Below are 13,830 nucleotides of genomic sequence, written 5' to 3'. Positions count from 1 at the left end.
TCATTGGCTGTGATCGGCGACAGCACGCCGGCGTCCGGCAGCGCCACGCCGCGTGGCGAGCGGACCCGCTTGAGGGCTTCGAGAACCTGCTGCTGCGTCACGCTCACGGCGCATCTCCTGAAGTGCTTCAGAACGCGCCACATCGTCGCGCCCTATCCTGTTGGCCGGACGCGATCTTCCGTCGTTCGCGACGAGATCGCGCCAGCCCTCTGCTGCGCTGCTTCATAATGAAGGTCGACTCAAAACGCCACCTTGGTTCCGATGTCGCCCGCGGTCTCGACCGGCGCATCCTCGGCCTGCTCTTTCGCAGCCTCGTAATTGAGCTCGATCATCACGCCGTTGGGATCGCGCACGAAGATCTGCCACAACTCGCCGCCCGGGACCTGCCGCGCGTCGAACGGCATGCCCTTGGCCGCGAGCCGCGCCTTCATGCCGGCAAAGCCGCGGCTGACGAAGGCGACGTGATGGACGACGCCGGAGTCGGGCTTTTGTGCCTCGGAGGTCGGCGAGATGTCGACGAGGTGCACCACCGGCCGGCCCTCGCTGTACATCCAGGCGCCGGGGAAGGCGAAGTTCGGACGGGCGCCGTTCTCCAGCCCGAGCACGTCCTCATAGAAGCGAACGGTCTCCGCGAGGTTGCGGGTCCGGATGTTGAAATGATCGAGCACACCGACGCTGACGCCCATGCGAGACACTCCCTGACTGGATCGTTGAGTTCTTCGGATTTCGTTGCCGGATGACGGCTTTGCAAGCCGTCATGACGATGCCTCTTTAGCATGGCGGCGCGCTTTCGCATCCGTCACGAAGCCGTTGCCCCCGCCTCGCAAGCCGTTATGGTGCGGCGTCCAGCACGCCGCCGGAACCCCGCCGGCTGCTGATGTGTCTGTTCAAGAATCGCCCGGCCATCCCAAGGCCGCCGGCAGAACCCCAAGGTCAAGGTCACGCATATGGCTAAAGTCGCTTTCATCGGTCTCGGCGTCATGGGTTTCCCCATGGCAGGGCATCTCGTGAAGAAGGGCGGCCACGAGGTCACGGTCTACAACCGCACTGCGGCCAAGGCGAAGGAATGGGCCGACAAGTTCGGCGGCAAGACCGCAGCGACGCCGAAGCAGGCCGCCGAAGGCCAGGATTTCGTGATGTGCTGCGTCGGCAACGACAACGACCTGCGCTCGGTCACCATCGGCCCGGATGGCGCCTTCGCCGGCATGGCCAAGGGCGCGACTTTCGTCGACCACACCACGGCGTCGGCTGAAGTGGCACGTGAGCTCGACGCCGCAGCCACCAAGGCCGGCTTCAAATTCATCGACGCGCCGGTGTCGGGCGGCCAGGCCGGTGCCGAGAACGGCGTGCTGACGGTGATGTGCGGCGGCACGGCGGACGCCTATGCCGGCGCCGAGCCGGTGATCGCGGCCTATGCGCGGATGTGCAAGCTGCTCGGACCGGCCGGCTCCGGCCAGTTGACCAAGATGGTCAACCAGATCTGCATCGCGGGCCTCGTGCAGGGCCTCTCCGAAGGCATTCATTTCGCCAAGAAGTCGGGCCTCGACGTTCCCGCCGTGATCGAGACCATTTCCAAGGGCGCCGCCCAGTCCTGGCAGATGGAGAACCGGTACAAGACCATGAACGACGGCAAGTATGACTTTGGTTTTGCGGTGGAATGGATGCGCAAGGACCTGTCGATCTGCCTGTCCGAGGCGCGCCGCAATGGCGCTCATCTGCCGGTGACCGCGCTGGTCGATCAGTTCTACTCCGAGGTCGAGAAGCTCGGCGGCAAGCGCTGGGATACGTCGAGCCTGCTCGCCCGGCTGGAAAAGTAATCCGAACGCCTGTCTGCGGTTCAAACGGCCGCCGCTCATCCGAGCGGCGGCCGTTTTGCATCTGGCATGGTGGGGGGAAGCGACGCTTCTCCTTTGACCCCCGGCCAACGCGCGCTTCCCATTGACCGGGCGCTCCATTGCACGCCCCGCGACTCGCTGATACCCGTTGCGATCGCTAATCGTTCGCAGGTGTTGCCGGCTCGAGACAGCATGATAAGAAATCGGATAAATGTAACGTTATAACATTACATTCTTGATGGTTCGGGCTAATTCTCGTCCGTGTCATCGTGAACGTTACGGGGGCGCAGGCGCCGGCGTGGTCGACACCTGCGATGGGGATCGGAATGAATGTACGGACAATTTTGGGCTCGCTGTCGTTGGCGGGAACGGTAATGGCCGGCTGGTCGGGCGGGCCCGTCCATGCCCAGCAGGCCGCCAGCCCAGCCCAGAGATCGGACACCTTGCTCCCGGACGTGACAGTCGATGTCCCGCGGCAGCGGCAGGCGCGAGCGCCATCGTCGAGCCGAACGGCTGACCGGGCCATGCGTCCTGCGTCACGCCGTTCCGCGGCGCCATCGTCAGCAACCGCGCCGTCCGTTGCCGCCTTTTCCGTCAGCGCGGCCTCGCCCGCGACACCGCTCAATGGCAACGCCACCCCGGCCGCTGGCAGCCGCCTCGGCCTGACTGCGCGCGAGGTGCCGGCGACGATCGAAGTGATCGGCGCCGAGACGCTGCGCGAGCAGGGCTACCACACGACGGTCGATGCCGTGAAAGGCGCGACCGGCGTGAGCGCCGGCGATGCGCCGAACGATGTCGGCTACGCGATGCGCGGCTTCCAGGGCAACCAGGTCAACGTCCTCTACAACGGCATCAACATCGGCCCGACCGGCTTCACCGCGCTGACCATGGAGACCTTCAATCTCGACCGGGTCGAGATCCTGAAGGGACCCTCCTCGCTGATCTCGGGCCAGGGCGCGGTTGGCGGCACCATCAACTTCGTGACCAAGGCGCCGCAGTCGGGCCCGGTCGAGAACGAGGCCTTCATCGGCTTCGACCAGCGCGGCACGTTCCGCAGCGGCTTCGGCTCCGGCGGCAGTACGACCGTCAAAGGTCTCGACTATCGCTTCGACATCAGCCGCACCAGGGAAGTCGGCTTCATCGACGATACCGAGTTCAAGAACGTCCACGTCTCGGGGCAGTTGAACTATCGCCTGTCCGACAGCTTCAAGACCTTCGTGGCAGCCGAGTTCAAGGACTACAAGGCCAGGCCCTATGAAGGCACGCCGCTGGTGCCGGTGAGCTTCAGTGGCGCCAATGCGACCAGCGGCATCGTCTCCGGCACCAAGGTGTCCGACTACAACGGCAGCAATCTGGGCGCCGTGACGATCGACCGCCGCACGCTGTCGAGCAACTATAACGTCGTGGACGGCCACAAGACGATCAAGGAATCCTGGGTGCGCAGCGGGTTCGAATGGGACCTGAACAACGCCGTCACCCTGCGGAGCCAGATCTACAACTACAATGCCAGCCGCGACTGGTACAACAACGAGGTGTCGGCCTTCAACGCCAATACAAATCTGGTCGATCGCGAGCGCTTCTTCGTCCACCATAACCACAACATGGTCGGCAACGTCACCGACGTCACCTGGAACGGCAGCCTGTTCGGTCTGGCCAACCGCCTCGTCGCCTCGGTCGAGAGTTCGCATACCGATTTTTCGCGGCCGGGTGCTGCAAACTTTCCGGGCGAGTCGGTGCCGCTGGTGGGGTTCGACCGCGGCACCTATGGGCTCCTGACCACGCAAATGCAGACGGCCACCCTCGACAGCGTCGCGCTGAATCTCGAGGACCGGCTGAGGCTGACCGACACGTTCGCCGTGGTGGGCGGGCTGCGCTACAATCCATTCACGCTCGACCGCAACTGGATCCGCAACGGCGCCGAACGGCCCGGCTTCCCCTATTCCAAGAGCTGGCAGCCGCTCACCGGCCGCATCGGATATACCTGGGAGGCCCTGCCCGGCACGACCTTCTACAGCCAATATGCGACTGCGACCGACATCTCCGCGGACAGCATCTTCATCGTGACCCCGGCGCAGAACCTCACGCTGTCGGATTCCCGCAGCTATGAGACCGGCGTCAAGCAGCTCACATGGAACGGCCGCGCGGAGTGGACTTTCTCGGCCTTCGAGATCGAGCGCAACAACGTCTACAGCGCCCAGGCCGGCCAGCAGCTCAACCTTGCCGGCAAGGTGAAGTCGCAGGGCGTCGAGCTCGCAGCCGCCGTGCGGCCGACGCCGGAGAGCCGACTGTGGGGCAACGTCGCCTATGTCCGCGCGCGCTATGCCGATTATGACCTCGCCGGCGGCGGCTCGTTCTCCGGCAACACCCCGCCGAACATTCCGGCCGTGATCGTCAATGGCGGCGGCTCCTACCGCTTCCTCAATCCCGGCTGGTGGCCGGTCGAGCTCGGCTTCTCCGTACGCCATGTCGGCGATCGCTGGAGCACCGATGCCAACACGGTGAAGCTCCTCGCCTATACCACCGCCGACCTGTTCGCCTTCGTCGACCTGCCGAAGGTGCCCCTGTTTGCGACCGCAACCGGCACCCGTCTCGCCTTCCGGCTCCGCAACGTCGCCGACCAGCGCTACGCCGCCTGGAGCGATCCGTTCTATCCCGACCAGATCTTCCTCGGCGCGCCGCGCACCTACGAGGTCGAAGCCTCGTTCAAGTTCTGACAGCATGATCCGGGCGCTGATCCTCACGCATCGCTGGCTCAGCATCCCGCTCGGTCCGCTGTTCGTGCTGTGGTTTGCGACCGGCATCGTGATGCACTTCGTGCCGTTTCCGGCGCAAACGGAGAGCGAGCGCTTCGCCGGGCTGAAGCCGCTCGATCCTGCCGCAAGCCTACGCAGTCCTGCAGACGCCGTCGTCGCGAGCGGCATCGACCGCCCCAGCCGCGTGCGGCTGTGGCAACGCGCGGATGGTCCTGTCTATGTCGTCTCCGCCGCCGACCGGAGCGTGGCCGTTCGTGCCGACACGCTGGCAGCGGCCACCGTGGAGGCTCCCGATCTCGCGCGGTCCATCGCCCGCGCAACGGCGCAGCAGCGTGGTCTCGGCGCCGATGGCACGGTCGCGGCGCTCGACGATTACGATCAATGGACCGTGCCGAACCGGTTCGATGCGCACCGCCCGCTCTACCGGATCGCACTGAACGATGCCGAAGGCACCGAGCTCTACGTCTCCTCCCGGACCGGCGACGTGGTGCTGGACACGACCGGCTTCGAGCGCCGCTGGAATTATCTCGGCAGTGTCGTCCACTGGATCTATCCGACAGTGCTGCGCAAGGACTGGGCCGCCTGGGACGTCGTGGTCTGGTGGTTGTCGCTGGCGGCGGTCATTGCCGCCGCGACCGGCGCCCTGCTCGGTCCCGTCAGGCTGCGGCTGCGCAGGGCCCGGCTCACCTCGCGCTATCGGGGCTGGCACCTGTGGCATCATTGGGCGGGCCTCGTCTGCACGCAATTCCTGCTGACCTGGATCGTCAGCGGCTGGCTGTCGATGGATCACGGCCGGCTGTTTGCGACCGGCCATCTCACGCCCTCCGAGGACGCCGTCCTCACCGGCGCGCCGGATTGGACGCGGCTCACTGCCACGCCGCTGTCAAGCGTGTCGGGCGAGGTCCGCGAGATCGAATGGTTCGGCTTCGGCGGCCGCCTGCATCAGCGCACGCGCCGCGCGCTGATGCAGCAGCAGATCTCCGTGCTCGACGGCTCCGCTTGGCATATCGTCGGCCGCTTCCTGCAGCCGGCAGAGATCAACGCCGTCACCGCCCGGCTGCGCAGCGACTGCGCGCGATCGATCGAGGTCGAGCCCGGCGACGACTACCCGTTCGTCTCTGACGTGCCGCGGGCCCCGGTTCATCGCGTGGTCTGCGGCGACACCTGGTATCACATCGACTCCGCCTCGGGCGCTGCGCTCGAGAAGCTCGATCCGTCCAGGCGCACCTACCGCTGGCTTTATCAGGCGCTGCACACGCTCGATTTCCCGACCCTGCTCGCGCACGCGACCTTGCGCACACTGCTGATCGTCGGCCTGTGCGCGGCCGGCTGTGCCTTCAGCATCACCGGCCTCGTGATCGGGTGGCGGCGGTTGCGCGCGAGCGGGCTCGCGCCCCGCCACAATGGTTAATTTTAACGCGCGGTTAACGCAAATTTTTCGTTGTCTATAATCCGTCTTAAGGATTTCGAGCCAGTTATAGACGATGCAGAAAGCAGCCCGTGCGGCCCCGGGCAGGATTTGTGTTGTTGATGAGTAAACCCGCGGAAAAGCCCGAGATTGTCGAGCTTCCGGCCGATGCGCCGGCGCTCGCGCCGGCAAGCCAGCGCCGGGCGGCGCAGCAGCGGGTGCGCGAGGCGCGCGACCGGTTAACGTCGACCTCGGGAACGCGACCGGCATTCGATCGCGAGTTGCTGCGCCAATACGCACAGACCCGCATCTCCGCTTCCTACATCGTCATGCTGCTGGTGGTCGCAACCGGCCTGATGCTGAGCGTCTGGCTGCACGCGCTGGCCGCCGGCGCCTGGACGCTCGGCGTGCTCTGCATCCATGCCGCGATCGTCCGCAACTGCACCAACTTCCTCGCCGACCAGCCGTCGCTGGCGGCTACCCGACGCTGGCGCACGCGCTTCGTGCTGCTCGACCTGCTCTACGGCGTCTGCTGGATGGCGATCCTGATCCATCCCGCGCTGGCCGAGGTGTCGGGCACGCTGATGATGTTCCTGATGCTGCTGGTGATCGCCGTCTCCAGCATGCTCGCGGCCAATCTGCCGATCGCGGCGGTCGCGGTCACCGCGCCGGTGACTGTCGCGATCACGCTGAGCCTCGCGCTGTCAGGCACGTTCGACAACTACCTGCTCGCGGGTTTTGCAATTGCGGCCGAGGGCTATTTCGTGCTGCTGGCGCATCAGCTGCACTCGACCACGCTCGCCACCTTGGAAGCGCGCGCCGAAAAGGATGCGCTGATCGGCGAGCTCGAGCAGGCCAAGGCGATCTCCGACGAGGCGCGCTACCGCGCCGAAGCCGCCAACGTCGCCAAGTCGCGCTTCCTCGCGCAGATGAGCCACGAGCTGCGCACGCCGCTGAATGCCATTCTCGGCTTCTCCGAGGTGATGAAGAGCGAGATCTTCGGCGCGCATGCGGTGCCGGTCTACAAGGAATACTCCGCCGACATCCACAATTCCGGCGTCCATCTGCTGAACCTCATCAACGAGATCCTCGATCTCTCGCGCATCGAGGCGGGCCGCTACGAGCTCAACGAGGAAGCGGTGGCGCTGGTGCACGTGATCGCCGACTGCCACCACCTCCTCAAGCTGCGCGCCTCGAGCCGCGGCATCACCATTCACGAGGTGTTCGAGCAGAAGATGCCGCGCCTCTGGGCCGACGAACGCGCGATCCGCCAGGTCGTGCTGAATCTGCTGTCCAACGCCATCAAGTTCACGCCGCAGGGCGGCGAGATCTGGCTGAAGGCAGGCTGGACCGCGTCGGGCGGACAATATCTGAGCGTCAAGGACACCGGCTCCGGCATTCCTGAGAACGAGATCCCGATCGTGCTCGCCTCGTTCGGCCAGGGCTCGAACTCGATCAAGTCTGCGGAACAGGGCGCGGGCCTCGGCCTGCCGATCGCCAAGAACCTGATCGAGATGCATGGCGGCACGTTCACGCTGAAGTCGAAAGTCCGCATCGGCACCGAGGTGATCGTCACCTTCCCGCCGGAGCGGGTGATGTCGGCGCTGGCGCCACTGTCGGACGAGGCGCCGCCGCTGCAACCGGATCCTGCCGCCGCGCCCGCCCAGGAGAAGCGGCGGCTGCTGCGCAAACCGATCATGAATGCCGGAACGGGACTGTGAGATGATGACACTTGCAAAGCCGGACCAGAACCTTTTCAACTCGCAGCATGAGCCAGGATACCCCCTGCATTGCTGTCTGCATGATCGACCCGAAGACCAAGCTGTGCTTCGGCTGCGGCCGCACGCTGCAGGAAATCGCGCGCTGGGGCCGCATGTCACGCGACGAGCGGCTGAGCGTGATGGATGGGCTGCAGAGCCGCATGCACGATGCCGGCCTGCCCGCGATGACGCGCAAGCGCGACTGAGCGAGGCCGCCCTCATCGGAGGCCGGGCATGAACAAGATCGCATTGGTTCTCGTCACCATGGTGGTCACCGCGAGCGCCGTGATCGTCTACAAGGATCCCGAGCAGGCGGCGCTGGCCAGCGACACCGTTTCGGAGATGCTGCGCAGCCGGGCCTTCCGGGCCGGGGCGAGTCCGCCGACCAACGCCGTCGAGATCGAACGCACCAAAGGCGGCGAGTTCGCGCTGCGCGCCAAGATCAACGGCGTCACCGCGCCGATGGTGGTCGACACCGGCGCGACCTCGGTGGTGCTGACCTGGGAGACCGCGAAGGCCGCGGGCCTGCCGCTCGAGCTTTTGAACTATGACGTCGACGTCGAGACCGCGGGCGGCCACACCAAGGCGGCCCGGCTGACGCTCGATCGGCTGGCGATCGGCAAGCTGGTGGAGCGCTCGGTCCCGGCGCTGGTCGTGCCGCACGGCCAGATGAAGACCAATCTGCTCGGCATGAGCTTTCTCGACCGACTCGAACGCTTCGAGGTTCGCTCCGACCGACTGATGCTGCACGGCTATCCCGACCGCAGCTGAGGCCGCAGCCAGCGTTGCCTTGCGCCGGCGGACGATGTCGGCCTACGCTCCCGCCATGGCCGATATCCCGCAGATCAAGCTCGCCCTGAACGAAACTCCGTTCGGCCCCTCGCCTGCAGCCATCGCGGCGATCCAGGCCGATCTCGCCGGCCTCGCCCGCTACACCGGCCGGGAGGTCGATGACCTCACGGCCGCAATCGCCGCGCGCGAAGGCATCGCGGCCGGGCAGATCGTGCTCGGCGAGAACCTCAACGTGCTCGGCCTCTATCTGTCCGCCCAGGGCGGCGCCGGCGGCACGTTCGTCTACTCCGAGCCGGGCTACACGGCTCTGGTCGATGCGGTGGCGCCGGCGGGCGGCCGCGTGATCGGCGTGCCATTGAATGCCGCGCTGGAGAACGATTTGCCGGCCATCGCAGCCGCCGTCGACGGCACCACCCGCGCGGTCTATCTCGTCAATCCGCACAATCCCTCGGGCACGGTGAGCGACGCCGCGCTGTTCGTCGAAGCCGTCCACGACTTGTCGTCACGCACGCTCGTCATCGTCGACGAGGCCTATCTCGAATTCGTCCCGGATTTCGCCGCCCGCACGGTCACGCCGCTGCTGCGCGAGGGCGCCAATGTCGCGGTGTTCCGGACGTTCTCCAAGATCTACGGGCTGGCCGGTCTTGCCATCGGCTATACGCTGGCGCCGACGCTGCTGGCAGCCGCGCTGAAGCAGATGGGCGTTGGCGCGTTCTTCGGGCTGAGCCGGCTCAGTCTCGCGGCGGCCATCGCGAGCCTGGCTGATGGCACCTACGTAGACACTGTGCGGGCCAAGGTCGCGGCCGAGCGCGAGGCGTGGCATGCGCTGCTGCGCGCGCGGCCGCCGCTTCAGCGCCTCGCAGGCCAACTTCGTGTTCTTCGATTGCGGCCGGCCGCATGCGGACGCGGCGGCGGCGCTCGCTGCCCGCGGCATCGTTATCGGCCGTGCGCAGCCGGGTTTCGAAAACTGGCTGCGCATTTCGATCGGACTGCCCGAGGAGAATGCGATCGCGCGGCAGGTCGTGGCCGAGCTGCTGCCGGTCAACTCATAAGTCAGGCGATCGCGGCGGCCGGCGCACGTTCCTCGATCATCGCCACGGCCTCGCGCAACACATCGATGCCCGCGTCAGGCTTGACGCCGCGCTCGGCAAGATGGCGGCGGAAGGCGCGGGCGCCCGGAACGGCGTGATAGGCGCCGACGAGATGCCGCGTCATCGCGTGCAGCCGCGTGCCCTGCCCGAGCTGGCGTTCGATATAGGGCTCGAGCGCCGCCAGCGCATCCTTCATGCTCCGATGCGGCGCAGCCTCGCCGAACAGCACGGGATCGACATCGAGCAGCCGCCACGGCTCCTGATAGGCCGCACGCCCGAGCATCACACCATCGACATCAGCGAGATGAGCTTCCGCCGCTTCGATGCTGGTGATGCCGCCATTGATGATGACCGGCACGTGCGATAACCGCGCCTTCAGCCGGTACACCCTGTCGTAGTCAAGCGGCGGGATGTCGCGGTTCTCCTTCGGCGACAGCCCGTTCAGCCACGCCTTGCGCGCGTGCACGATCAGCGCGTCGGCACCGGCGTCGACCACCGCATCCGCCAGCGCATCGAGCGCGGTCTCCGGATCCTGGTCATCGATGCCGATGCGGCATTTGACGGTGACGGGAATGCGCACCGCGCGCTTCATCGCGGCAACACAGGCCGCAACCAGCGCCGGCTCGGCCATCAGACACGCGCCGAAGCGGCCATCCTTCACCCGGTCCGACGGACAGCCGACATTGAGATTGATTTCGTCGTAGCCGAAGTCCTCGCCGATGCTCGCCGAGGTCGCGAGATCGCCCGGATCCGAGCCGCCAAGCTGCAGCGCCAGAGGATGCTCCGCCGCATCGAAGCCGAGCAGACGCTTCCGATCACCGTGAATGACGGCGCCCGTCGTGACCATCTCGGTATAGAGCAGCGCCCGCCGCGACAGCAGCCGGTGGAACATGCGGCAGTGCCGGTCGGTCCAGTCCATCATCGGCGCCACGGCAAATCTATGTAATTGATCTATCTGCATTTTTCCGGAAACTTCAACCCGTCAGGTCGCGTCGTGTGCACTGTATCCTACCCCATAGTGCGACGTCTTTTCCGGCTTTTCGACGCCTCAGTGCGCACGGAGCGCACACGCGTGGCAACTATCACCAGACTGAAATCCGGCTCTTGGAGAGCCCAAGTCCGACGAAAGGGGAAATATGTCAATGAGACATTTCTCCGCCGAAAGGACGCCGAAGAATGGCGCACCGAAAAGCCCACGAGCGCAATCGCCGTCCCACGCAAGACGAACGCGATCGTATTATCTCAGCGTTGGAATCAAACAGTCGGCAACAGATCGCGGTTGGTCGTATCATCCGATTTGCGGTCGCAACAGCTATGCGGCAAGACGAAATTGCTAAAAGTCGAATGGCGCGACGTCGACGCCCGCGGCCGAATGCTCCTCATTCGCAGTCGAAAAGATCCCCACAAGAAGAAGGGCAACGATCAGCGAATTCCCCTGCTGGATGTATCAGGCTGACGCATGCAAGATCAATGAGGAGGAAGTTCGGTTCTCGAATACTCGCGAAGGTCGGATTTTTCCCTTACAATGGACGATCTGTTGGAACAGCATTTCGACGCCAGTGTCAGCAATTGAACATCGATGATCTTCATTTTCACGATTTGCGTCACCAAGGCACGAGGCGCCTTTTCGAGCTGGATTTTCCATCGAACAGGTCGCACTTGTCACCGGGCACAAGGACTGGAAAATGCTGCGCCGCTACACACACCTAAAGCCAGAAACGCTCCACTGTATCCGTTCGGTGCGGGCTTCCTGACAGGCACCGAGAACATTAACCGAAAACGCTTTTCTGGTTTGCCCGAGTTGAAACGGGCCCAAGGATTGCCCTCTCGCCCCCGGGCTGGAGGTAGTCACTCGCTGCTGACAGCATGCTGCAGGGCCGCGCCTGCGACCCAACACTTAGGAGCGCCATCATAGGTATCGGGGTTGGAGTCAGGGGAACGCTATCGCCTTTCCCCACACCAACCGAGCTACGATATCTCATCCAGTCCTTCGACTAAGTCGTGCCGGGCAGATCCCACCCAGGAGCACGAGGCCGAGCCCTGCTCGCTGGTCGCGCTCCCGGGAACGCCAACGAGATCAGAGCATCAGGAGTTTGTCTCGGACGGCGCAACTTCATCGTTCTGTCCGAGACCCCTAGCAGTACGACACAAACTGGCCCGTTGCCTTCTTGATGCGCTCGCAGGGCTTGACGAGCACGGCCAGTCGGAAATCTGCAAGCGCCGCGTCGCGATGCGGGCCGCTTCGCACCGGCAGATCTCGGTGTCGACGATCGAGCGGAAGGCGAAGACATCGCGGTATTCATCAATCACCGCCTCGTCCTAGCATTCACCTTGCGCGCCGACCAGGCTCGCCATGACCGGCCCGAAGATATCCGCACGAGCGCCCCCCTGATGAACGACGCGGCAGGTGCCGCCGAGGGCATGAAGCGGGAGGTCGACGACGTCATCCGCAATCGGGGCCGAAAATGTCGGTGTCGCTGAAAATCAACAGCGCACTCTCTTGTGGCCGGTATCACCCGTTCGCCCGACGCCCCGCTCATGCCGGGAACTCTATTCTCGACGACGAGATGAGTTTTAGTCGCCGCCAGAATAAGGACCGTCATGTTGTCAGAAGTGTCAGGACCACCGCGCCAGAACAGGACCCAACGAGAGACAGGCGCACGCAGACAGTTGCGCTGCTTGCACACGCTGCTGCTGACGACGTCCGCGCTCGCGTTGCTGGGATCGGCAACGTCCGCACGCGCGGACGATGGAACGTGGCAGGGCGGCGTCGACGGGGTCTTCAGCAACAACTTGAACTGGAGCGGGAGTGTGCTTCCGGACGGGGTGGCGACGTTCGGACAGAGCAACCGGACGAGTATCACGTCGCAGTCCTTCTGGTCCGTCGACACGCTCAAGTTCAACGCAGGCTCGAGCAGCTACGATTTCACCATTGCGGCAGGTTCGTTCGCACTGACGGGTGCCGGGATTGTCACCCAGCCAGGCGCGGGAGCCGTCAGATTCGACGTCGAATCCACGCTGCAATTCATCGGCCTGAGCAAGGCAGCTACGGCGAAGATCACTAACAACCAATATGTCCGCTTTACCGAAAGCGCGTCCGCGGATGGTGCGACAATTGAGAATCGCACCGGCGCCAGCTTGCTGTTCGCCGACAAGAGTACTGCCGCCAAGGCGTCGATTACGAACACCGGCACGACTTCCTTCGAAGGGAGCGCGACAGCCGACCGTGCAATCATCGCCAATAACTTCCATGCAGGGTTGGACTTTCTCGGTACGAGCACGGCAGCCGATGCTACGATCAATTCGAGTGGAATCGTGTCGTTTCGTGAGAAATCGAGCGGCGGAGCCGCTCGCCTGTCCCTGACGGACCGGGGCATTCTCGACGTGTCCACCCTGACAACCTCTGGCACGACGATCGGCTCGCTCGAGGGCAGCGGGACGGTTCGGCTCGGCGGCAAGAATCTCACGGTCGGTGGCAACAACATCGAGACGACGTTCGCGGGCACCATTCGGGACCTCAGCGAGAGCGGCGGCACCGGCGGCTCCCTCACCAAGGAGGGAAGATCCGCGCTGACTCTCAGCGGCAGCAACGGCTACACCGGAGCGACGAGGGTCACTGGCGGCTGGCTCATCGTCGACGGCTCCATTGCAAGCTCCAGCGGCGTCACAGTCGACGCTGGAGCCACGCTGGGCGGCGGTGGAACCGTGTCGAGCACCGTGGTCAACGACGGCGGCACACTGAGTGCCGGAAGCGATGCCGCTCAGTTCGGCACGCTCAAGGTTCGCGGCGACCTGGCCCTGGCCAAAGGAGCGACGTATGCCGTAAACGTCTCGCCCGATGCCGCGAGCAAGACCAGCGTCACCGGCACCGCAACGCTCGGGGGCGCCACCGTGTCGGCCAATTTCGTCAACGGCAGCTATGTGACGAAGCAGTACGGCATCCTCGATGCGAACAGCGTCACGGGTCGCTTCGGCCAGTTGGTCACCGGCAATCTGCTGCCGATCTTCTCGGCCTCGCTGACCTATGACCCCAACCATGTCTTCCTCAACGTGACCGCCGACGGCACGGGTGGTGGTGGTGGTCGTCAGGATGGCGGCGGCAGTAGCGGCGGCGGCTCCGGCCGCGACGGCGATCCGCTGCGCGGCTACAATGTCAACCAGCGCAACGTCATGGGCGGTCTTGCAAACGCG

The 13,830-nt window shown here is 64.9% G+C and carries 9 protein-coding genes and 1 pseudogene; 8 read left to right on the top strand and 2 right to left on the bottom strand.

Annotated features, from left to right (window positions below):
• Positions 1 to 239: 239 nt before the first annotated feature.
• Positions 240 to 686 (bottom strand): VOC family protein, encoded by a 447-nt coding sequence (locus BRAO375_RS27020; protein WP_009030609.1) that lies wholly within the window; start codon positions 684 to 686, stop codon positions 240 to 242.
• A gap of 261 nt (positions 687 to 947) precedes the next feature.
• Between BRAO375_RS27020 and BRAO375_RS27015 the strand changes: the two genes are divergently transcribed.
• The 7 genes and pseudogenes from BRAO375_RS27015 to BRAO375_RS26990 form a co-directional block, all read left to right on the top strand.
• On the top strand, positions 948 to 1,817 hold the full coding sequence (locus BRAO375_RS27015; protein WP_035642446.1) for an NAD(P)-dependent oxidoreductase: 870 nt from the start codon (positions 948 to 950) through the stop codon (positions 1,815 to 1,817).
• Between the two features lie 344 nt (positions 1,818 to 2,161).
• Positions 2,162 to 4,549, top strand: a complete 2,388-nt coding sequence (locus BRAO375_RS27010) for a TonB-dependent receptor domain-containing protein (RefSeq protein WP_009030607.1) — start codon at positions 2,162 to 2,164, stop codon at positions 4,547 to 4,549.
• Positions 4,550 to 4,553: 4 nt separating this feature from the next.
• A complete protein-coding gene (locus BRAO375_RS27005) occupies positions 4,554 to 5,999 on the top strand; it encodes a PepSY domain-containing protein (protein ID WP_009030606.1) in 1,446 nt (481 codons plus the stop codon).
• A 119-nt stretch (positions 6,000 to 6,118) separates the two neighbouring features.
• The gene (locus BRAO375_RS27000; RefSeq protein WP_009030605.1) at positions 6,119 to 7,717 is read left to right on the top strand and encodes a sensor histidine kinase; all 1,599 of its coding nucleotides are present in this window, start codon (positions 6,119 to 6,121) and stop codon (positions 7,715 to 7,717) included.
• Between the two features lie 47 nt (positions 7,718 to 7,764).
• A complete protein-coding gene (locus tag BRAO375_RS36590; RefSeq protein ID WP_083842545.1) occupies positions 7,765 to 7,962 on the top strand; it encodes a DUF1289 domain-containing protein in 198 nt (65 codons plus the stop codon).
• A gap of 28 nt (positions 7,963 to 7,990) precedes the next feature.
• Complete coding sequence (locus tag BRAO375_RS26995) at positions 7,991 to 8,527, top strand: TIGR02281 family clan AA aspartic protease (RefSeq protein ID WP_009030603.1); 537 nt, start codon at positions 7,991 to 7,993, stop codon at positions 8,525 to 8,527.
• Between the two features lie 34 nt (positions 8,528 to 8,561).
• Positions 8,562 to 9,329: pseudogene (locus tag BRAO375_RS26990) on the top strand (aminotransferase class I/II-fold pyridoxal phosphate-dependent enzyme); the annotation flags it as partial.
• Positions 9,330 to 9,601: 272 nt separating this feature from the next.
• Here BRAO375_RS26990 and dusA read toward each other — a convergent pair.
• Positions 9,602 to 10,558, bottom strand: coding sequence for a tRNA dihydrouridine(20/20a) synthase DusA (dusA, locus tag BRAO375_RS26985; RefSeq protein WP_035642454.1), 957 nt, complete (start codon positions 10,556 to 10,558; stop codon positions 9,602 to 9,604).
• A 1,760-nt stretch (positions 10,559 to 12,318) separates the two neighbouring features.
• Here dusA and BRAO375_RS26980 point away from each other — a divergent pair.
• Positions 12,319 to 13,830 (top strand): autotransporter-associated beta strand repeat-containing protein (locus BRAO375_RS26980; RefSeq protein WP_175345370.1); only part of this gene is annotated, 1,512 nt, incomplete at its 3' end.

Origin of the sequence: Bradyrhizobium sp. ORS 375, assembly GCF_000239775.1 — a bacterium.
Lineage (GTDB): Bacteria > Pseudomonadota > Alphaproteobacteria > Rhizobiales > Xanthobacteraceae > Bradyrhizobium.
This window is presented reverse-complemented; position numbering and strand designations above follow the sequence as displayed.